Consider the following 21,703-nt stretch of genomic DNA (forward strand, 5'->3'; position numbering starts at 1 on the left):
AACTATCGGTATTTATGCATAAAGCTCTGCTTCTTTCTTCCGTGCTGGCGCTGCTGACGGGCTCCCTGGCCGCCCAGACTGTGCCCACGACACCTCCCACAGCGCCCACCAACCCATCGGCACCCGCTACTCCCGCGAAGGCCGAAAAATCGCCGTGGTTAATTTTCGACCAACCGCTTGATAGTGTGCCGCCCACTCGGAGCAAAGCAGCTCGGGAGCGGCCGCTGCGCGATAAGCCAGTACGTACGGCCACGCCGCGGCAAAAGAGCTTTTCGGGCAATAACACCGCACCAACACAGGGCGCCAACTACGTGCCACTCGACCCCGACACGTACCGCCTGATTGACCGATACGCCATCAAGTTTGGCTCCGATTCGCTGCATGACCCGCACACCAGCTCACGGCCTTATACCCGCGCCGGCGTGGCCCGCCTGGCCGAGCGCATGCTCTCGGCCGACAGTGCCCAAGCCTACCGCACCGGCAGCCTTTCCCGCGCCGACCGGTTCAATGCCCAATACCTGCTGAAAGACAATTGGGCTAACTCCGAGCAGGGCGCCGACGTGAACCAGAGCGCCAGCCCTTTCCTGAACTACTTCTACCGCAATCAAACCGACTTATACCACGTCGAGTCGCCCGACTTTACGCTGCGCGTGAACCCCGTGCTGCTGCTGCAAGCTGGCAAGGATACGGAACTAAGTGGGCTGCGGTACGTGAACACGCGGGGCGTGCAACTGGAAGGCACCATTGACCAGAAGCTGGGCTTCTACACCTTTCTAACTGACAACCAGCAGGCCGTGCCCGGCTATGTGCAGGACCGGATTCTGCGCGACGACATTGTGCCGCACGAAGGTTTTAAAAAGAACTTTAAAAACCAGACCGACCAATACGACTTTTTCACGGCCCGTGGGGGCATTACCTACGCGGCCAGCAAGCACATCAACGTGCAGCTGGCCCACGACCGCAACTTCATCGGCAACGGCTACCGCTCGCTGATTATCTCTGATTACAGCGCGCCGTACTTCTTCCTGAAGATTAATACTCGGGTCTGGAAGTTCAACTACCAGAACCTGTTTGCCGAGCTCACGGCCGAGCGCAAAAACCAGGACCAGGTGTACCCCAAGAAGTACCTGGCGCTGCACCACCTCAGCTTCGATGTGACGCCCAATTTCAACATTGGCGTGTTTGAGAGCACGGTGCTGGGCGGCCGCGGCATCGACAGCACTATCGTGAACGGGCGCGTGGTGAACCAGCGCGGCGGCTTCGAGCTGCAGTACCTGAACCCGGTGATTTTCTACCGCGCAGTGGAGCAGAACGTGGGCTCGGCCGATAACGCCATTCTTGGGCTGGATTTCAAGTGGAACGTGCTCCACACCGCCCAGCTCTACGGTCAGGTGGTACTCGATGAGTTTAAGATAAGCGAGGTGCGCGCCGGCAACGGCTGGTGGGGCAACAAGCAAGCCGTGCAGCTGGGCGCCAAGTACATCGACGTGGCCGGCCTGCGCAACCTCGACCTGCAGGTGGAAGTCAACTACATCCGGCCCTACACCTACCAGCACGAAGACAGCTACACCAACTACCAGCATTACCAGCAGCCCCTGGCCCACCCCATGGGCGCCAACCTGGCCGAGATACTGGGGGTGCTCAGCTACCAGCCCCTGCCCCGCCTGATGCTGGTGGGCAAGGCCTTCTATTCGGAGCAGGGCCTCGACGTCAACAACGCAGACCTCAACGGCTTCAACTTTGGTGGCAACGTACTTAAGTCGTACAACACCCGGGTAAGCGAATACGGCAATAAAGTAGCCCAAGGCAACAAGAGCCGCCTGCTGCATGCCGATTTCACGGCCACGTACCAGCCCCGCCTGAACCTATTCCTCGACGCCAAGCTGATTGCGCGCAACCAGACCTACACCCGCACCCTCGCCCTCAACGGCAACGAAGTATACGCCTCGCTGGCCCTGCGCTGGAACATTGCCCAGCGGCTCCACGAATTTTAAGTCATTTAACAATTATCATTTAACATTTATCAGTCGTTCTGAATGCTAGGTGGCAAGGACAATGTGCTTTATGACAAGTCCTATGCCTTTGCGGTGCGGGTGGTGAAGGCTTACCAGTTCCTATCGTCCGAGAAGCGAAAATTCGTTCTCTCGAAGCAATTGCTGCGCTGCGGAACGAGCATTGGGGCAAACGTAACGGAGGCAAATGGAGCCATTTCAGACGCCGACTTCTCCGCCAAAATATCCATCGCCTACAAAGAGTGCCTGGAAACCAAATACTGGCTGAACCTACTGCACGACACCGATTTTATTACGCCTAAGATGTTTGAAAGCATGTTCGCCGACGCCGATGAGCTGGGCAGAATGCTTTTCTCCATCCTTCGGTCAACCCGCAAGCTTCGCAATGCCATTTAGCACATTGTCAGTCCTGTAAAAGCTGATAACTGTTAAATGATAATTGTTAATTGATAAGATGAAGACTTATTTACGCATCCTTAGCTACGCCCGGCCTTACGCAGACTTCCTGCCGCTATACCTGCTATATACGGTTCTGGGCATCTTTTTCAGCATTGGCAACTTCGCGCTCATCATTCCGCTGCTGAATGTGCTGTTTGACAAGACCGGCAAGGTGCAGGTGCAGGCGCCGACCCACCTGCCGGATTTTGCGCTCACGCTCGACTACATCACCAATACTTTCAACTACTACTTTGCCCAGGTGATTGCCGAGCACGGCAAGCTGGGGGCACTGCTCTTTGTGTGCCTTGTGCTGGTGGTGTCGGTGTTTTTCAGCAACGTGTTCCGGTACCTGAGCTTGCGGCTGGTGGCCCGGGTGCGTTCGCGCGTTATCCGCAACTTGCGCCGCGCGCTGTACCACCGCATCATGCGGCTGGAGTTGGGCTACTTTGCCAACGAGCGCAAGGGCGACCTGATGTCGCGCTTCACCAACGACGTACAGGAGGTGGAAATTTCGGTAGTGAACACGCTCACGGCCGTTATCCGCGAGCCGCTTACCATTGTGGCCTACTTCGCGGTGCTGTTTTACATGTCACTCAAACTCACGCTGTTCACGCTGTTGCTGTTGCCCATTTCGGGTGGCATCATCGCGGGCCTGGCCAAGCGCCTGCGCCAGCAGGCCAAAACAAGCCAGAAGACGCTGGGCTCCATGCTCTCCGTGATTGACGAGACCCTGGGCGGCATTCGCGTGGTGAAAGCTTTTAATGCGGAGGAATACATAACGGGCAAGTTTGAAGCGCAGAACGACCAATACGCGAGCACCTCGCGGCGCATCGACAACATCCGCGACCTGGCCTCACCCTTTTCGGAGTTTGCGGGGGTACTGGTGGTGGCCGGGCTGCTGTATTTCGGCGGCTCGCTGATATTGGGCGGGCAGTCAGACCTGGAAGGGGCTTCGTTTATCACCTACATCGTGCTGTTTTCGCAAGTGCTCACGCCAGCCAAGGCACTGTCGTCGTCGTTTGGCAACATCCAGCGCGGGCTGGTGGCCGGCGAGCGGGTCCTGAGCATCATCGACACGGAGCCGGCCATACGCGACCGGCCGGGTGCCACCACCCTTCCGCCGTTTGAGCGCGAAATTGAGTTCCAGAACCTGCAGTTCAGCTACGGCGACACCCCGGTGCTCTACGATGTAAATCTGAAGATTCGCAAAGGCAGCACTGTGGCGCTGGTGGGCTCGAGCGGGGGCGGCAAAAGCACGCTGGCCGACCTGCTGCCGCGCTTCTACGACCCCAGCGGCGGCCAGATTCTGATTGACGGCCACGACCTGCGTGCCTGCACCCTGCACTCGGTGCGCGACCAGATGGGCATCGTGACCCAGGAAAGCATTCTGTTTAACGACAGCATCCTCAACAACATCCGCTTCAACACCGAAGCCAGCGAGGCCGAAGTCATCGAAGCCGCCAAAATCGCCAATGCCCACGAGTTCATCCTGGCCAGCCCCGAGGGCTACCAGACCGTGATTGGCGACCGGGGCTCGCGCCTCTCGGGCGGGCAGCGGCAGCGGCTCAGCATTGCGCGCGCCATCTTGCGCAACCCGCCCATCCTCATTCTCGACGAAGCCACCTCGGCCCTCGACACCGAGAGCGAAAAGCTGGTGCAGGAAGCCCTGCAGCGCCTGATGCAAAACCGGACGTCGCTGGTCATTGCCCACCGCCTGAGCACGGTACAGCACGCCGATGAAATTATCGTGCTGCAGCACGGCCGCATCGTGGAGCGCGGCACCCACGACGAGCTGGTGCGGCGCGAGGGCGGCGTGTACCAGCGCCTGAGCTCCATGCAGACCAATGCCGCGCTGGTATAAGCGCCCCAAATGCCCCGGCACAGCGAAGTGCGCCATTAATGCGTACACAACGGCGACACCACGCAGGAACTTGGTGTACCTATCTTTCGGTCTCAACCAATCTTTTCCGCCATGCTCGCTCTAAAACGTATTGTCACCGTTGCAGTAATGATTTATTTGTTGCTGGCGCTGTTGTTCATTTTCGTCCCGGCGGTGCGCACTTCCGTCATGGGCATGGGCTCGGGCCTGTCGGCTCTGGAGCAGGAACGGCAGTTTTACTACACCCTGTTCGTGATAGGCGCCATTTTGCTGGCCCTGCACTTAGTCACCGAAAACCTCGACAGTGCCATCCTGCGCCGTTCGGTGAGCCAATACGAAGGCAAAATCAACGAGCTCAAAGCCAAGCTGTACGACCAGCAACAGCGCGCCACGGCGCCGGTAGTAGCTCCCGTAAGCCGCACTACCGACGGCCGAGTTTATACCGAGCCGGTTCCAGTGCAGCCGGTTCCGGTACAGACTTCGCCCGTGCAGCCTACGCCTGCCCACCCTACGCAGAGCCAGGCAGCCGGCACCGTGAGCCTGACCGAAAATCGCACGGCTGACCACTTGCCCCAGCCCATTTTCCCACAAAGCGACCCCAGCCTAACCAACACTCCACCCGCCGAGCGGCCCCCGTTATCTTAGAAAGCGGTTGCTCTAACGCTCGATACCCGCGCTTCCGCTTCACGTGTCTGATACTCCTTCCCTCCTGACCGACCTTATCCAAGCCGAACTGGCCGAAGCGCGCGACGTGCTCGACCGTTTCCTCACTAACCCAGCCAACCTGGCCCGCATTGCCGAAGCGGCCGAGCTCATGGCCCACAGCCTGCGCAACGGCGGCAAAATCCTGACCTGCGGCAACGGCGGCAGCCTCTGCGATGCCCAGCACTTTGCCGAAGAGCTCAGCGGCCGCTACCGCCAAGACCGCCGCGCCCTGGCCGCCATTGCCCTCACCGAGGCCTCGCACATGACCTGCGTAGCCAATGACTACGGGTTCGAATTCGTCTTCAGCCGCTTTGTGCAGGCGCTGGGCCGGCCCGGCGATGTGCTGCTGGCCATCAGCACCAGCGGCAATTCGCCCAACGTGCTGCGCGCCGCCGAAGCGGCCAAAGAAGCCGGCATGCTGGTCGTGTCGCTTACCGGCAAAGACGGCGGCCAGCTGGCCGGCATCAGCGACGTGGAAATCCGGGCGCCGCACGCGGGCTATGCCGATAGGATTCAGGAAATCCACATCAAGGCCATTCACATCCTGATTATGCTGATTGAAAAGCTGACGCTGTAGCGCCGGCTTTAAATTGCGCCGCTTTCTTTCTCTACCATCCGTTTTGATACTCTCCAACCACCCGTTGGAGCCACCGTTATGCTCACTAAAACCTTCGGCTCGGCCGTGCAGGGCGTCAATGCCTACACCATTATCATTGAAGTGGTGGTTTCGGCCGGAACGGGGTTCAACGTGGTGGGCCTGCCGGACAACGCCATCAAGGAAAGCCAGCAGCGCATTGAGGCGGCCTTGAAATTCCGGGGCTACCGTATGCCACGTACCAAGGTGGTGGTGAACATGGCCCCGGCCGACATCCGCAAGGAAGGCGCGGCGTACGATTTGCCCATTGCCCTGGGCATTCTGCACGCATCGCAACAGCTCAATTCGGAGCGACTGAGCGAGTACATCATCATGGGCGAAATGTCGCTTGATGGGGAGCTGCGCCCGATAAAGGGCGTGCTGCCCATCGCCATTCAGGCCCGCAAAGAAGGCTTTAAGGGCATCATCCTGCCCAAGGAGAATGCCGAGGAAGCGGCCATCGTCAACAACCTGGACGTGATAGCCGTTGGGAGCATGCAGGATGCCATCGACTTTTTTGAAGGGCGGCTGGACATCACGCCCACCACGATTGATACTCGTGACTTATTCCAGCATTCGGTCAACAAATACTCCGCTGACTTTGCCGATGTGCAGGGCCAGGAAAACATCAAGCGGGCGCTGGAAATAGCCGCGGCCGGCGGCCACAACGTGATTATGATCGGGCCACCCGGCGCGGGCAAGACCATGCTGGCCAAGCGCCTGCCCAGCATCCTGCCGCCGCTGAGCATGCAGGAGGCCCTGGAAACCACCAAGATTCACTCCGTAGCAGGCAAGCTGGCCGGGGGCGGGCTGCTGAGCACGCGGCCCTTCCGGGCGCCGCACCACACCATTTCGGACGTGGCGCTGGTGGGCGGCGGCAGCAACCCGCAGCCGGGCGAAATCTCACTCTCGCACAACGGCGTGCTGTTTCTGGACGAGCTGCCGGAATTCAAGCGCACGGTGCTCGAGGTGATGCGCCAGCCACTGGAAGAGCGCCGCGTCACGATTTCGCGGGCCAAAGTCAGCATCGAATTTCCGGCCAACTTCATGCTCATTGCCAGCATGAATCCCTGTCCGTGCGGGTATTACAACCATCCGGAGAAAGAGTGCGTGTGCGGCCCCGGCGTGGTGCAGAAGTACCTGAACAAGGTATCGGGCCCGCTGCTCGACCGCATCGACCTACACGTGGAAGTGACGCCCGTGACCTTTGACCAGATGACGGCGACGCGCAAGGCCGAAACCAGCGCCGACATCCAGCCCCGGGTAGACAAGGCCCGCCAGGTGCAGGAAACGCGTTTTAAGGACTACGCCGACATCCACTCCAACGCCATGATGCCGCCGCAGATGGTGAAGGACGTGTGCCAAATCAGCGAAGCGGGACGCATGCTGCTGAAAACGGCCATGGAGCGCCTCGGCCTCTCGGCCCGCGCCTACGACCGTATTTTGAAAGTAGCCCGCACCATTGCCGACCTGGCCGGCACCGAAGAAATCCAGATTCAGCACCTGGCCGAAGCCATTCAATACCGCAGCCTCGACCGCGAGGGCTGGGCCGGCTAACTTCCCATGTACAAGGCGCTTGTAAAACCTGCCCTTTTCTCCCTCGACGCAGAGCGCGCCCACCACTTGGTTTTCGACAACCTGCGTCGGGCGGCGCGCGTGCCGGGCGCCAAGGCCTTGCTGCGGGCTCTGTACGACTACCAGCATCCCAGCCTGGCGCGGGAAGTATTTGGGCTGAAATTCCCCAATCCGGTGGGCCTGGCGGCGGGTTTTGATAAGAACGCCGCGCTGACGGACGAGCTGGCCACACTGGGCTTTGGCTTTGTGGAGATTGGCACGGTGACGCCCCGGCCGCAGCCCGGCAACCCGCTGCCGCGCCTGTTCCGGCTGCCGCAGGACGAAGCGCTGGTGAACCGGATGGGCTTCAACAACGACGGCGCGGAAGTGGTGGCGGCCCGGCTGGCCCGGCGCCGGAACCGGCAGCTCCTCATCGGCGGCAACATTGGCAAGAACAAGGACACGCCGAACGAGCAAGCCGCCGCCGACTACGTGGCCGGCTTTGAGGCCCTGGCCGAGGTGGTCGATTACTTTGTGGTCAACGTGTCGTCGCCCAACACGCCCAACCTGCGGCAGTTGCAGGAGAAAAAGCCGCTCATTGAGCTGCTCCAGTAGGTACAGGCCCGCAACCTGGCCCGCCCCACGCCCCGGCCGCTGCTGCTCAAAATTGCGCCCGATCTCACCGATTCGCAGCTCGACGACATCCTCGAAATAGCCCAGGAAACCGGGTTGAGCGGCCTGGTAGCCACCAATACCACCATTAGCCGCGATAACCTTAGTACCAATGCTGCCCAGGTGGCGGCCTTGGGTGCGGGTGGCTTCAGCGGCCGGCCGTTGCGGGCCCGGGCCACCGAGGTTATCCGCTATTTGCACCGCCGCACGGATGGGGCACTGCCCATTATCGGCGCGGGCGGCATTCACTCGGCCGCTGATGAGCTGGAAAAGCTAGCAGCTGGTGCTTCCCTGATTCGGCTTTATACCGGGTTTATTTACGAAGGGCCGGCGCTGGTGAGCCGGATTAATAAGGCGCTGGTCAAGGGCTGAGGCGCATTTATTGCGCTGGCTGCGGCCTAGAGTCGGGCTCCTACCTTGAACTCAATCACATCGGCCGCGCCGCGGTGAATCTTCAAATCGATGGCGCCAAAGAGCAGGTTGGTGAAATGGTACTTCAGGCCCAGACGCTCGTAGTAGGCCGTGCTCGACTTGTAGGGCGCGTACACATAAAAGCCCAAGTGCGACACAAACGCCAGCCGGCCAAACAGCAGCTCGTGGCCCACAAAGGCGCCCACTTTTTTCACATCGGGCTGCGTGAGGCCTGCGCGGGTGGTGTCTTCCAGCTGGGCTTGCAGGCTGCGGTCATAGAAGCCTTCCACGCCGGCCAGCAGATTGGATTTGCGGTTTACGCGCCGCCCCACGGCGGCCGTCACCGAGTTCACGAGGTACTTGTGGCGGTCGCCCTCGGTGCGCTGCTTGAAGCCCAGGCTGGTGCTGAAGTTGAAGAAGTTGTGGCACAGCTCGGCCGGCGCGGGCGCGTGGGCGTTGGTTTGAGGGGCGTGGCGCTGCTCGTGGTAGTTAAGCCCCAGCACTACGGAGGGCAGGTTCACGCCAAAATTGGGCTTGGTGGTGGCGCCGTTGGAGTAGTGGTTTAGCCCCACGCCGGCTAGCAGGCCCAGGTGCGGCGTGAGGGCGTAGTCGTACTCAAACCGAAACTGCAGGGTAGCGTTCAGCGCCGAGCTGGCGATGGTGTTTTTGTGGTTGGTGTCCTGGTTGTAGGGGTTGGAGAGGTAGGCCAGGCCGGCGCCGAGGCGGAAGCTGAAATCGTGCTTGGGACCCCGCGAAAACGACTTGCTGATGTAGGGGCTGGCCGACCAGACGTAGCCGAGCACGGGGTTGTGAAAATCGTAGTACGTGAGGGCCACGCCCACTTTCGGGTACTTGTACCAGCCGTGCCAAGGCGCGCTCCCGGTGGTCTGGCGCTGGAAGTTGAGCTCAAACCCCGTGGGGTGGGAGGCGACCAGGTGCCGGATGGCGTAGGTATGCGCCAGAATGATGCTGCCCTGGGCATAGGCTCCTACCACCAGCGGCGCCCGGGGCGCAACTACTGGCGCCGAAACCGCGGCTGCGGCCGTGTCAACCTGCGCGGCCACGGGGCGGGCGGCCAGCGCCATCAGCAAGAACAGTAAGCCGCTAGAACGCTGCCGCAATGAGGACGCTACCCTCATAGCCCAAGCGCCAGAATAGACCCCAAATCACAACTCAACAGTTGGAATAACAGCATGTTACCTAAAAATTAATTTTTCATTTTTCAGCAACCCCTCATCTCGAAACGTCGGTATAAAGCCGATGCCCGAAGAGTAAGTTTTGCAGCTCTAAAATTATCCTATCCCACCATTTATTCTATCTCACCATTTCACTTTATCCCCATGAAAAATATTGCAATACTAGCCCTGTCTATTTTGAGTATCTCGGTGGCCCGGGCTCAAGGGTCGGAAGATTTCCGCCTGGGAGCAAAAATCGGCGCCACGTACTCCAGCATTTCCGGCGACAACGTTTCGCAAATTACCGGGCCCAACTTCAGCAGCGACCTCGGCGACTACAAGTTGGGCTATAATGCAGGTATCACCGCGAATGTACCCATTAGCAGCGACGGGTTTTTCTCCCTGCAGCCCGAGCTGCTCTACAACCGCAAAGGCTACGAAATCAAGTCGAAGCAGACCAGCAACCTGCCCAGCGGGGTTTCGTCGTTCGAGTTTGAGCAGCAGCGCGTGCTGCACTACCTGGACGTGCCCATTCTGGCGCGCATCAACGCGGGCGGCCTGTTTTTTGAGCTGGGACCGCAGGTGAGCTACTTGTTTGGGTCTAAAAACAAGCAGCAGACCACCACCAAATACTCCAATGGCACTAAAGACAAGGTGGAGGACAACGGCAGCTTTCAGGACTACACTGGCATCGCCCGGGGCGATAAAGACAAGTCGGACTTGGCTCAATTTGACATTTCGGGCGTGGCCGGCATCGGCTTTATGACCGAGGGCGGGCTGAGCCTGGACCTGCGCTATGCCCGCGGCTTCAACTCCTTGATTGATACCAAGAACGTGCCCAACAGCCAGGAGCCCAAGGCTTTCAACAACGTCTTCACGCTCCAGTTGGGCTACCTGCTGCCGTTTGGCCAATAGCCCGGCTGGGCCTGGCAGGCCAGAGTATGGATACAAGAAGGCCCGGATTTTCCTAAGAAGCCGGGCCTTCTTGTATCCAGCTGAATTTCTTGAGCTAGCTGCCGGGTGAGCAGTATTACCGCATAGCAATTATTCTATAGCTTTGGTGATAATCAAGCTCCTCACTTCTACACTCCTCTCATGAAAAAAGCACTTCTATCCCTTGGGCTGCTGGCCGGCATGGTTGGCGCCGCGCAAGCGCAAACGGGTATCAAAATTGGCCTTAAAGCGGGGGCCAACATGTCCAGTTTCACGGGCACCGACAAGCAGGACGTAACGTCCCGATTCGGCATCAGCGCTGGGGCCACCTTCAATTTTGCCTTGTCCGACATGATTGCCGTGCAGCCGGAAGTGCTGTTTTCGCAGAAGGGCATGAAGCTGCGCTATACCGGCGATGATTCCAGCGATGCAACCGTATTCAACAGTACCGGCAACGTATCCGGCACCTTCGGCCAAACCCTGACCTACCTCGATGTGCCGGTGCTCTTGCGCGTGAACACCGGGGGCAGCTCCGGCGAGGGCTTGTTTTTTGAATTGGGCCCCCAGGCCAGCTTTCTCGTCGGCCAAAAGAGCGCCATCGACCGGGGCGACAAAGCCACCGTGGTGCTGGCCGGCCCCAACCGCACCAACCCCACGGGCGGCAGCATGCCGGCCTTCGCCGTGGGCAGCAGCACCGACGACTTCAACCGCGTAGCGTTTGGCTACGTGGCCGGCTTCGGCTACCAGCTGCCCAGCGGCCTGAGCATGGGCATCCGCTACACCGGCGACATTTCGCAAGCGTACAAAGACGGCAGCGGCACGGCCGACGCCCTGAAGCCCTACCAGGCGTTTGACGCCAGGTTTACCAACCCGAAGGTGCACAACTCGGTGTTTCAGCTGCAGGTGGGCTATACGCTGGGCCTGTAATCGCGGCGCTTTTTCGGCTAAACAGCCCGGCTCCCCTTTAGGTCCGGGCTTTGTTATTATCAGGCCTTTAAAGTATAAAACCAACTATTTATTCGGCTAATCAGTATACTGCCCGGCGCTGAAATGAGCCCGGACCTTTCGTATCAAAGCAGCCTTATTCTCTTATACCATGAAAAAAATCATCACGACCCTCGCCTTGCTGGCTTGCGCGGCCGGCGCAGCCCAGGCCCAATCCAACTCCATCGGCATTACGGCGGGCTACGGCCGCACCAGCCTCACGGGCAAAAACAGCAACTACAACGCGAAGACGCACTCGGCGTACCAGGCGGGCCTCATGGCCGATGTGTATGTGGGCGAGGTGGTGTCGTTTCACCCCGAGCTGCTGTACACGCTGCAGTACTACGATGCCACCGAAGGCTCCAGCTCGTCGCTCGCCGCACTGAGCCGCGACGTTTCCTACATCAACGTGCCGCTGCTGGCGCGCTACCACGCCGATGGCTTGTTCTTTGAAGCCGGCCCCGAAGTCAACTTCGCGCTGGCCGCCAAAAACGAGGCCGGCAACGACGTGAAAAGCGACGTGAGCCCCGTGGCGCTCGACTACGTGGTCGGCCTGGGCTACCAGCTCAGCAGCGGCCCGTCGATTGGCATCCGCTACGATGGCGGCTTCACCAACACCTACAAGGACACCGCGGCTAACGGCCTGGGCAATGGCAAGCTGAAAAACAGCACTTTCTGGCTCAACCTCGGGTATTCGTTCGGCGGCACCGGCCGCTAAGAAACCCCAAGCTTACCCACGCAAAAGCCCGGTTTCCGCCATGGAAACCGGGCTTTTGCGTGGAGGTGGGTGCGGCTAAGTTGGGCTGATTTCGTGCAACAAGTTTGCATTAGCGGGGAGCAAGCTCCCAGTGGACATGGTGGTCGGAGGGTGTGTAGATTTGTCGATACAAACTCTTCCATGTTAATGAGAAACTTCTACCTTCCACTTTCGCTGTTGCTGAGCTTCGCGGGCATGGCACATGCCCAATCTTCACAAGTCGGCCTCAAGCTGGGCGGCAGTTTGGCCCAGTACCGGGGCAATGACGCATTCGTGGGCAACTGCAATCTGGGAGGCTATTGCGGCGGCGGCGTGCTGCAATTGCCCCCGGGGTCGGTTTTTTCGGTACAGTTGGAGCTGCTGTATTCGCAAAAAGGCGCCCGCGGCCAAACCTTCGCGCTGCCGAATTACATGAGCGTGTCGGGCGCCCAACGCCTGGCTTACCTGGAATTACCGGTATTGGCCAAACTACGCAGCATCATGGGCTTTTTCGTAGAAACAGGGCCTACTTTTGCCTGCTGAGCGCCCGTGTCGAATCAAACGGGCAAAGCAATTACGAAAATCGAAGCAAATTCAAACCGTTCGAACTGGGCTACGCCGTTGGGACCGGATTTCAGGCGGAAAACGGACTGATACTGGGTGTGCGCTACTGCCGAGGGCTGACGTCGGTGTTCCAAGCCGGCGCTTATCAGCACGTCTACGGTCAAGCCGACATTTACAACCAAACGTTTCAGCTATACGCGGGGCTTCTTTTCGCTGGCCGGCCCACAACTGAATTTCCAAAGTAAAGCCCCGCTCTCGGGGACGAGCGGGGCTTTAAGTGGAGCGTCAACCGGGCGCTACCTACTGAGCCGCGGCGTAGTTGCGGTAGAAATGCGGGATGGTTTCGATACCCTTCAGGAAGTTGAAGACGCCGAAATGCTCGTTGGGCGAGTGGATGGCATCGGAATCGAGGCCGAAGCCCAGCAGCACGGTGTCGAGGCCCAGCTCCGACTTGAACATGGCCACGATGGGGATGGAACCGCCGCCGCGCGTGGGCACCGGGCGCTTGCCGAAGGTGGTTTCCATGGCGTCGGCCGCGGCTTTGTAGGCCACCGAGTTGGTGGGCGTCACCACGGGCTCGCCGCCGTGGTGGGGCCGCACTTCTACCGTGACGCCGACGGGCGCGATGCTTGTGAAGTGCTTCTGGAACAGCTCCGTGATTTCGGCCGAGGTCTGGTGGGGCACCAGGCGCATGGAGATTTTGGCGTGGGCCTGCGAGGCGATGACGGTTTTGGCGCCTTCGCCCGTGTAGCCGCCCCAGATGCCGTTCACGTCGAGCGTGGGCCGGATGCTGGTGCGCTCCATGCTGCTGTAGCCTTTTTCGCCGTAGCTGGCGGGCAGGCCGATGCTTTTCTGGAACTCCTCTTCGGAGAACGGGGCTTTGGCCATCTCGGCGCGCTCCTCGGTGCTCAGTTCGTCTACCTTGTCGTAGAAGCCGGGAATGGTGATGTGGCCGTTCGCATCGTGCAGGCTGGCAATCATCTCGCACAGGGCGTTGATGGGGTTTTGCACGGCACCGCCGTAGAGGCCGGAGTGCAGGTCGCGGTTGGGGCCGGTCACGGTTACTTCGTGGTAGCTCAGGCCGCGCAGGCCCACCTCGATGCTGGGCACGTCGTTGGCCAGAATGCCGGTATCTGAAATCAGGATGACGTCGGCTTTTAGCTTGGCTTTGTTGGCTTTCACGAAGATTTCGAGGTTGTTGGACCCAATTTCTTCTTCGCCTTCAAACATGAACTTGATGTTGCAGGGCACGCCGCCCTGGCCGTCGCGCATCATCATCTCGAAGGCTTTCACGTGCATGTACACCTGGCCTTTGTCGTCGCAGGCGCCGCGGGCGTAGATTTTGCCGTCTTTGATAACGGGGTCAAACGGCGGCGAGGTCCACAGCTCGTAGGGGTCGGCGGGTTGCACGTCGTAGTGGCCGTACACCAGCACGGTGGGCTTGCTCGCGTCGGTGATGTAGTCGCCGTACACGATGGGGTTGCCGGCCGTGGGGCAGATTTCCACGTTCTGCACGCCGGCTTCTTCGAGGCGCGTTTTCAGGTAGTCGGCGGCCCGCAGCACGTCGCCGTGAAACTTAGGGTCGGCCGATACCGAGGGAATGCGGAGCCAGTCAATCAGCTCGTCGAGAAAGCGCGTTTGGTTGTCGGAAAGGTAATTGGCCATGCGAGGCAGGGAAGTATGGTGATGGGTTGGGAACGGTAGAGTAAAAGTAGCGGGCGCGGCCGATACCGCTCCAACAGCTTTTGGGGTTCCGGCGCGGCGCCATTCGCAATTATTGGGCTGCTCACCAGGCTCGATTACAAGCGCGCATCCAGCACCAGCTCACGCAGCATTACCTCGCCCAGTTTCCAGGCTTCGGCCCAGTCTTTCTCGGGGCTTTCGAAGGTGAGCAGGTAGAGCGTATCGGTCTTGGCGTTGGCCAGAGCCATTTGGTACACCACGCGGGGCTCGGCCTCGGAGGGCGCTTCGCGGTAGCGCACCGCGCGCTTGTAGAACGGGCCGTCTACCGAGGAAGTCTTGTCCAACTGCTGCTGCCCCGGGCCAAATCCGGTTCGCAGCATCAGCAATTCGGCGTAGTCGGCGGCTTGGCGGCCGGTCTTGGCCTTCACCTTGCGCACCACGTTCAGCGACGCCCCGGTCTGAAACTCGCCGCTCTCCCCTATTTCATCGCGGGTCAGGAAGTAGGTGGTGGCGCCCTTCTGCCCGTCGGCCTTGTAGTACCAGCCTTCGGGCAAGGGCATGGCGGCTTTAATGTCGGGCAGCGCCTGCCACCGGAAGCCCGCCGGGGCCGTGCCCAGGGCGGTGTTGTATTTCTGCGCGGCCGCGGGCAGCGTGAGAAACAGCAGAATCAGGAAGCGAAGCAGGTACCGCATAAGGGAGACAGCAGCAAAAGTCTTTACCTAAGAAATTGGGCTAAAACGCCGGTTGAGCACAAGGTGCAACCACCCTCGCTCCTACTTCCGCCCAAACAGTGGCACGCGGCTTTCCGTCCCGCTCCGCAAGCGGCCGATATTGGCCCGGTGCGTGTAAATAAGCAGCACGGCCAGCAAGAAGCCCACCCACACCATAAACGGTTGGGCTGGCCGGAACTGCGGCAGCAGCTGCAGCAGCGCGAAGGTCACGCCCGCCGTCATGCTGGCCAAAGACACATAGCGGAAAAGGAGCAACATCACGATAAACACCAACATGCACACGCCCACCGTGGCCGGGGCCACGCCCAGCATCATGCCCAGCACCGTGGCCACGCCCTTGCCGCCCCGGAACTGCGCAAAGACCGGGTAGATGTGCCCCACAATGGCGAGCACACCGCAGGCCAGCTTAAAGTACAGTTCGTGCTCGGGCTGAATAGCACCCTGGGCTACCAGCCACGCCGGCAAAAAGTAGGCGGCCACAAAGCCTTTCATCGCATCGATGAGCAGGACCACCGAGCCGGCCTTGGGGCCCAGTACGCGGAAGGTATTGGTAGCGCCGGCGTTGCCAGAGCCGTGCTCGCGGATGTCGGCTAGCCCAAAGAAGCGGCGGCCCACCCACAGGGCGGTTGGGATAGAACCGAGGAGGTAGGCGGCCAGAAGCGCGAGGAAAATGTAGAGGTAATTCATGCGGGGATAAAAGTAGCGCGCAGCAGGGCTTAAAGGCAGTGGCAGGACTTCATGAAAAACCAGCACGTCATGCCGGGCTTGCGAAGGTCTCGGCGGCGGGAGCAACGAATTACTGCTCCGGGCGAGATGCTTCGACAAGCTCAGCATGACGTGCTGGGCTGGCGAACCGGGTGGCTTAGCTGTCGCCGAAGGGGTCTTCAGTGGCTTTCTTTTTCTTCTTTTCTTCTTCCTTCTTCCGCTTCTCCTCCTCCTTTTTCTGCTTTTCGGCTTCTTTGGCGAGGCGGGCGGCTTCTTTCTTGTCCTGGGCCGGGTCGGGTGCGGCTTCGGCGTCGGGAGCCGCGTCGGCGGCTTTGGTCTTGGTCTTCACCTTTTTGAGGTCGGGCTCGGTTGCGTCGGCCGCCGCAGGGGTGTCGGCGGCTTTCACCTTCACCTTTTCCTTCTTGTTGGCGGGCTCGGCGGTGGCAGCCGGCGCGTTGGGGTCTTCCATCACGCCGTCGCCGAAGGGGTCGTTGGCTTTAGCCTTTTTCTTCTTTTTGGTGGGCTCGGGGGCGGCATCGGCTGCGGGTGCAGCGTTGGGGTCGGTGGTGCCGAAGGCGTCGTCCTGTCCTTTTTTCTTTTTACCCTTCTTCCCTTCATAGGTATCAAAGGTGCTGGGAGCCGGTGCCGCCGGGCGGGCGGTCAGCTTGCCGCTCTTGCCCAGGTAGTCGCGCTGGAAGTGCGAGCGGAAGGCATCCACGTCGGTGAAATCGCCGAGGAAGGCGCCGTAGCTGGTGGCCGTGTTGTAGTCGCCCTTGGCCTTGCCGCCCACTTCGGCGTCGAAGTTCTCGCTCGACGATTTCGCCAGCAGCAGGTTGTTGGCGTACTTGAAGTAGTACCAGGTCTGGGGCTCGGGCTCGAGGTAGATTTCCACCAGGTCGGTGTTGTTTTCGCGGCGGATTTCGATGTGGCCATCAATCAGGGCGTTGAGCGGCTGCTTGCCCACGCCAGCCAGCCCAAACTTGCCCACCGAGTACCAGGCCCGCCGCTTCTCGCTCCAGCGCAGGTCTACCTTGCTCAGCATGATGGTGTGCATGAGCTTGGGCGAGAGCTTCAGGAGGTCGGCGGCGGCGCCTTTGCGCATGGTGTACTCCTCCACGCCCTTGTTGCCGATAAACTGGGCCAACTTGTAGAGCTCGTTGGTGGAGCCGTCCAGGGCTTCGGGCGAGCCTTTGGTCACGCGGGCCAGCTCGGTGCCCATGGTGGCCACGGCTTTCTCGGGCATGCCGATGTCGAAGCCCAGCAGCGCATCCACCGAATAGCGGGCGCTGTCGGGGTTGGCGGTGCCCACGCCGCTGCCCACCAGCTTGTAGTTTTTGTTGGAGTTGATGAACGTCATCGGGCCCCGGAAGCTGAGCGAGTTGGTGGCGTCCGTGTAAGCCAGCATGGCGCCTTCGTAGGCATTCACGTCGCTCAGGTCGTTGCGCGAGATGGTATAAATTCCTTTTTTGTCGTCGTACCGCAGCTGCCCATCTACTTTCAGAATGGACACGTCGGTGTTGTTGGGCAGGGTAGCGGCATAGAGCGGGTACACCTTGTTGGTCTGGTCCGACAGGAACAAGCCGGTCACGAGCGGGGAGCCGTCCTCGGCCTTGATGTCCTTCAGGTTGAGGCTGAAGTTCTTCGGGTCAATGGAGTCCTTCACCGCAATCCATTCGGCCGACTTGCGGTCTTTGCCAAACTGCAGCTGCACCTGGCCATCGAACGCAAAGCCGCGGCGCCGCGAGTTGAGCAGCACGTTGCCCCGGTAGCCGATGCGCGGCGTGAGCTGAAACTTGCTCCCCGGGCTTACCACGGCCGTGGCCACGGTGGGCGGGCCCGCCACGGCAGCGCCCGCAAATTCGTCCTTATTCTTACGCGCGGCCTTGCCTTTGCCGGCCAGAACCGCGGCCGGGTCGGGCTCGAAATTGCTGAAACGCAGCGCCACCGAGTCGCGGGCCGTTTTGATGGTGTACTCGGCATTGCCGGTGAAGGCCGCTTTCGAGAGCACTTCCACGTTGCCTTTCACCAAGTGGTGGAATTTGTCCAGGGAGTCGAGCACCACGCCCGCATTGCGGAAGCGCTGCAGGCGGCCGTTGGCCCCAATGCTGACCTTGCCCGAGTCCGGGGTAATCCAGGCATCGGCGGCGGCGATGTAGGGCACGCCGCCCACTTGCATGCGGTACTTGGCCAAGTCGTACACGCCGCTCGAGGCCTTAAACTTCAGCCCCTGCTGGTCGGGGTTGGTGGAATAGAAATACGACTTGGTGGAATCGGCATTGGCGGCCACGCGCAGCACCACCTGCTTTTTCTTGAAGTCCCAGTGCCCGCCGCTGAGCGTGGTCTTGAACTTCGAGTACGGCAGGTCGATGCTGGCCTTGCTGCCTTCCTCGCGCTTGAAGTCGGCAAAGCCCCGGCTCAGGTTGTAGTCGAAGGCCACGTCGCTGGCCGTGAGGGCGGGCTTGTTGGCTTCGGCCGACTTGATGCTCACCGTGGCCTTGCGCCCCGAGTAGCTGTCGGTTTTGAACGTGAACGCCGGCGACTTGATGAACGACTGCGGCCCGTCGAGGCGGCCGTCGCCACCCACGTTTTTAGGCGTCAGCACGGCGGTTCCTTTGAAGTTGTACGCCGTCACCGTTTTAGCTTTCTGGTCGGCGGCGGTGTACATGCGGATGGCCTCGCCGGTGCGCGGCGTGGTCAGGAACATGGAGTCGCGGCGCACGTTCCAGTTCATGAGGTAGCCGGTGGGCAAACTCATTTTCGGAATGTCCACGCCCTCGGCTTTCTTGGCCGCAATGGCGCCCGTCCGGCCCACCGTCACCACCGAGTCGCGGTAAAACACGAAGCTGTTGGAGGTGAACGTGCCCGACTGGTAGGTAATGGTGCCGTCGCCCTGCAGGCCTTTGCCGTTCATCTTCACCTTGCTGAACACCCGGCCGCGGCCTTTATACAGCGGAAAGCCGTCCTTGGGCACGTCGTACACGAAGCCCAGCGAGCCGTCTTCCTGCACGGTGAGCTTGGTCTGGATGTCGGGGATAATGCCGCCGCTGCGGAACGTGCCGTTGAAGCCGGTGGCCGTCTTGCCGATGCCGTTGAGCGAGTCGAGCTTAAACGGCGGGATGTCGAACACCATCGTGGAGTCGTAGGCGCCGCCCAGCACGTCCTGCTTGCCGAAGTACACGTTGGCCCCGCTTTTGGAATCGAAGGCGGGGTACTGGCCTTTTTTCTTGCGGCCCGACTTGTTTTTGGGGTCGTTCAGAAAAAGGCGACCGGTCGAGAATTTGCCTTTGTTGGTGAGGGCAAAGTCGGCGTGCTTGCCGGTGGGCTTGCCCTTGGCGTCTTTGGCTTCGCTGCGAATGACGATGGAGTCAATCTTGGCCATGTCGACGTAAAACCCGTCGTAGTCGAACTTGAACTCGCGGCCCTTGAAGCGCATGGCCGACGCCACCACCGTGCCGTTGAAGTTGATGTTGCGGTTTTTCTGAATGCGGATGATGGCGCTGTCGGGCCGCACAAACACCGTGGCCGAGTCGTCGGAGAAGTTGAAGCGGTCCACGCCGCGCACCGTCAGCTCGTTGGTGTTCAGGTTAAGGGTGGCGTTCCGGCCCGAGCCCGACAGCGACTTGATAGCGATGTGGTCGTAGTCTTTTTTGTCGCGGGCCGACGCCACGTAGTGCGCGCCCTTGGGCAGAATGGTTACGTCGCCGGTTAGGGGGTTCCACTCCACGTAGCCGTCGCGCGCCAGGCCGGCCATGGCGCTGCGCATGTTGGGCTCCGAGGTTTGCAGGTCGGTGGCCAGGGTCGACACGTTCAGCGTTTTGGCGTTGCCGTGGCTTTGGCTGTAGCCCACCAGCATTTGCAGCGGGTGCAGCCGGTTGATGCTCTTGAGCTGCTGGTAGCGGCTGTTGGTAAAAAACTCTTTGCTCTCAAAATCCGCCGTTTGCTGGTTTTTGGCCGAGAGCACGGCGAAGTCGATGGTGGGGCTGTTCAGGTTCCAGGTCAGCGCCTCGGTGCGAATATCCATCTGGTGGTAGGAGTCGCTGTAGGGCGTGTTCTTATAGAGGCCTTCTTCGCGCGCCAGCTTCAGCTGCTGCTTGCCTTTCAGGTACTTGAGCTGGGTGCCGGGGTGCGTCACCGAGTCCTTGGCGCCTTCGTAGATGGTCACCGCCGCCCGGTTGGCGGTGATAACCGAGTCGCCCAGCACGTAGGCCCGCGACGACGCTTTGAACTTGGGCTTACCGCCCAGGCTCACGATAAGGTTGGACGGCGAGCCATCGAGGGCCGCGCTGAGCACCTTGCCGCCGGCCATCGACAGGCCGCCGCGGTACTGAATGTTCTCACCCAGGTTTTTAATACGGGCGTCGTTGGTGAGCGAGATAAAGCGTGGGTAGCCCGTGTCGGGGGCGCCGGGCTTGCGCCGCACGCTCTTGTAGCTGAGCGCGCCTTTCACGGGGGCCTCCAGCACGGCCGGATACGTGAGCGTGACGGGCTGCACCGTGAACTCGGGCTTGTTCATATCGAAGTCAAACCCGGCCAGGTCGGCCGTTACCGGATTGCCTTTGATGACCCAGGCAAACTGCCCGCCCGTGGCCAGGAACCGGCCGGAGTTGGGCACGGCCGTGCCGCTCACTTTTTTGAGTACCACCGAGTCGCCGGCCGTGCCCATATGCAGGTCGGTATCCTTCACCACTATCACGGCCCCACGGGCCGGCGGCGCCATGTAGTCGTCGTAGGGCAGCGCCGAGGGCGTAAACGAAGCCGTAGGCGGCTCAAAGTCCGCGGCCTTGGCGGTGGGCGCGGCCGCTTTTGCGGGCGCGGCGGTTGGGCTGGCCTTGGTAGCCGTTTTGGCCACGGGCTTTTTGGCCGGCGCTTTTTTCTTCACGGGAGCACCCCAGCCGTCGTCCGAATCGCCCCAACCGCCGCCCGAGGGCGACGACCACATGTCGGCCGTATCCCAGCCGCTGCTGCTTGCTTTCTTCTTGGGCTTGGGCGCGGCGGGCTTGGGAGCCGCTTTTGCCGGCGTCTTGGCCGCGGCCACGGGCTTCTTGGCGGCGGGCAGCGGCTCGTCTTTAGGCGCGGGCGCCGACGCGCCAAATTCCAGGTTAGAAACCGGTGCGGCAATGGGCGAGTACGCAAACGAAATCGTGCCACCCACGGCCCGCAACGAGCTGTAGCCGGAGCGGTACAAGTAGCCGCCGTTGAAAAAGCGGCTGGTGCTGAAGATAAATTTCTCGGTTTCCTGCGGGGCTTCCTTCTCCAGGGTTTGGCCCAGCACGTCGAGGTACTGGTCCATTTGCTGGTCGCTGAGCTTGGCCGAGTTCGCGCCGCCAATGATGGCCATGTACAGCTGCTCGAAGTGCGGCCGGGGCCGAAACTTCTTTGCCAGCATCACCTGCGACAGGGCCACGATGCGCGCCTGCTGCGAGGAGGTGAGGCGGTTGGTGCCCCACAGCTCCCTCAGGCGGGCTCCCACGGCGCGGGCAGCGGCGTTGTTGGTGCTGGCCATCATGCTCTGTACATCAACGATGTACTGAGCCGGGTCGGTCGAGAGCCGGCCCACCTGGTAGCGGGGTGCGGCGGCCGGCGCCGCCCCACCCGGCGCCGGCGCCTTGGTTTGGGCTTGGGCCGACGAATAACCGCCCAGTACCAAACCCAGCCATGCCGTAAGAAGAACTAAATGCTTCATAAAGTCTCGTTGTCTGTAATTGTGGCTCGCTCGGCAAGCCGCGGACCTTCCCAATGGTATAAATGCTGCTATAGCCGCCCCTGCCCCGTCCGCGCGTCGACGAAACGACGCAGCCACGACTCAGCGGGCTGCTTTTTCAACGCAAACGCCTGTGACAAAGTATAGTGCTCCACGCAGTGCTAAAAAATCGGTACAAGTTAGGCA

Annotated in this window: 15 protein-coding genes and 1 pseudogene; 11 read left to right on the forward strand and 5 right to left on the reverse strand. The window is 60.7% G+C overall.

The window, feature by feature from the left end; translation table 11 throughout:
• Positions 1-14: 14 nt before the first annotated feature.
• The 7 genes and pseudogenes from AUC43_RS01800 to AUC43_RS01830 all read left to right on the forward strand — a co-directional run bounded on the left by AUC43_RS01800 (position 15) and on the right by AUC43_RS01830 (position 8,266).
• Positions 15-1,994, forward strand: coding sequence for a hypothetical protein (locus tag AUC43_RS01800; RefSeq protein WP_157780879.1), 1,980 nt, complete (start codon positions 15-17; stop codon positions 1,992-1,994).
• A 42-nt stretch (positions 1,995-2,036) separates the two neighbouring features.
• Positions 2,037-2,408, forward strand: a complete 372-nt coding sequence (locus AUC43_RS01805) for a four helix bundle protein (protein ID WP_068189056.1) — start codon at positions 2,037-2,039, stop codon at positions 2,406-2,408.
• A 58-nt stretch (positions 2,409-2,466) separates the two neighbouring features.
• On the forward strand, positions 2,467-4,311 hold the full coding sequence (locus AUC43_RS01810) for an ABC transporter ATP-binding protein (RefSeq protein WP_068189063.1): 1,845 nt from the start codon (positions 2,467-2,469) through the stop codon (positions 4,309-4,311).
• Positions 4,312-4,422: 111 nt separating this feature from the next.
• Positions 4,423-4,974: a hypothetical protein gene (locus AUC43_RS01815; RefSeq protein ID WP_157780880.1), complete on the forward strand. Its 552-nt coding sequence runs from the start codon at positions 4,423-4,425 to the stop codon at positions 4,972-4,974.
• Between the two features lie 64 nt (positions 4,975-5,038).
• Positions 5,039-5,611 (forward strand): D-sedoheptulose 7-phosphate isomerase, encoded by a 573-nt coding sequence (gene lpcA / locus AUC43_RS01820; RefSeq protein WP_068198080.1) that lies wholly within the window; start codon positions 5,039-5,041, stop codon positions 5,609-5,611.
• A gap of 78 nt (positions 5,612-5,689) precedes the next feature.
• A complete protein-coding gene (locus AUC43_RS01825; protein ID WP_068189070.1) occupies positions 5,690-7,225 on the forward strand; it encodes a YifB family Mg chelatase-like AAA ATPase in 1,536 nt (511 codons plus the stop codon).
• A gap of 6 nt (positions 7,226-7,231) precedes the next feature.
• Positions 7,232-8,266 (forward strand): annotated as a pseudogene (locus tag AUC43_RS01830) (quinone-dependent dihydroorotate dehydrogenase).
• A gap of 26 nt (positions 8,267-8,292) precedes the next feature.
• Here AUC43_RS01830 and AUC43_RS01835 read toward each other — a convergent pair.
• A complete protein-coding gene (locus tag AUC43_RS01835) occupies positions 8,293-9,390 on the reverse strand; it encodes an acyloxyacyl hydrolase (protein WP_157780881.1) in 1,098 nt (365 codons plus the stop codon).
• 255 nt (positions 9,391-9,645) lie between these two features.
• Here AUC43_RS01835 and AUC43_RS01840 point away from each other — a divergent pair, with 255 nt between their 5' ends.
• The 4 genes from AUC43_RS01840 (at position 9,646) to AUC43_RS01855 (ending at position 12,676) form a co-directional block, all read left to right on the forward strand.
• A complete protein-coding gene (locus AUC43_RS01840) occupies positions 9,646-10,395 on the forward strand; it encodes a porin family protein (RefSeq protein WP_068189075.1) in 750 nt (249 codons plus the stop codon).
• 180 nt (positions 10,396-10,575) lie between these two features.
• The gene (locus tag AUC43_RS01845) at positions 10,576-11,340 is read left to right on the forward strand and encodes a porin family protein (protein WP_068189079.1); all 765 of its coding nucleotides are present in this window, start codon (positions 10,576-10,578) and stop codon (positions 11,338-11,340) included.
• 169 nt (positions 11,341-11,509) lie between these two features.
• Positions 11,510-12,115, forward strand: coding sequence for an outer membrane beta-barrel protein (locus AUC43_RS01850; protein WP_068189082.1), 606 nt, complete (start codon positions 11,510-11,512; stop codon positions 12,113-12,115).
• A 186-nt stretch (positions 12,116-12,301) separates the two neighbouring features.
• Positions 12,302-12,676 (forward strand): outer membrane beta-barrel protein, encoded by a 375-nt coding sequence (locus AUC43_RS01855; protein ID WP_157780882.1) that lies wholly within the window; start codon positions 12,302-12,304, stop codon positions 12,674-12,676.
• 321 nt (positions 12,677-12,997) lie between these two features.
• On the opposite strand, the gene AUC43_RS01860 is transcribed toward AUC43_RS01855, so the two are convergent.
• The 4 genes from AUC43_RS01860 to AUC43_RS01875 form a co-directional block, all read right to left on the reverse strand.
• Positions 12,998-14,362 carry a dipeptidase gene (locus AUC43_RS01860; RefSeq protein ID WP_068189088.1) on the reverse strand — a complete coding sequence of 455 codons (1,365 nt, stop codon included), beginning with the start codon at positions 14,360-14,362 and terminating at the stop codon, positions 12,998-13,000.
• Positions 14,363-14,496: 134 nt separating this feature from the next.
• On the reverse strand, positions 14,497-15,072 hold the full coding sequence (locus tag AUC43_RS01865) for a hypothetical protein (RefSeq protein WP_068189091.1): 576 nt from the start codon (positions 15,070-15,072) through the stop codon (positions 14,497-14,499).
• An 81-nt stretch (positions 15,073-15,153) separates the two neighbouring features.
• A complete protein-coding gene (gene plsY, locus AUC43_RS01870) occupies positions 15,154-15,798 on the reverse strand; it encodes a glycerol-3-phosphate 1-O-acyltransferase PlsY (RefSeq protein ID WP_068189093.1) in 645 nt (214 codons plus the stop codon).
• Between the two features lie 175 nt (positions 15,799-15,973).
• Complete coding sequence (locus AUC43_RS01875; protein WP_157780883.1) at positions 15,974-21,499, reverse strand: hypothetical protein; 5,526 nt, start codon at positions 21,497-21,499, stop codon at positions 15,974-15,976.
• Positions 21,500-21,703: the final 204 nt, after the last annotated feature.

The sequence above is a fragment of the Hymenobacter sedentarius genome (genome assembly GCF_001507645.1).
Lineage (GTDB): Bacteria > Bacteroidota > Bacteroidia > Cytophagales > Hymenobacteraceae > Hymenobacter > Hymenobacter sedentarius.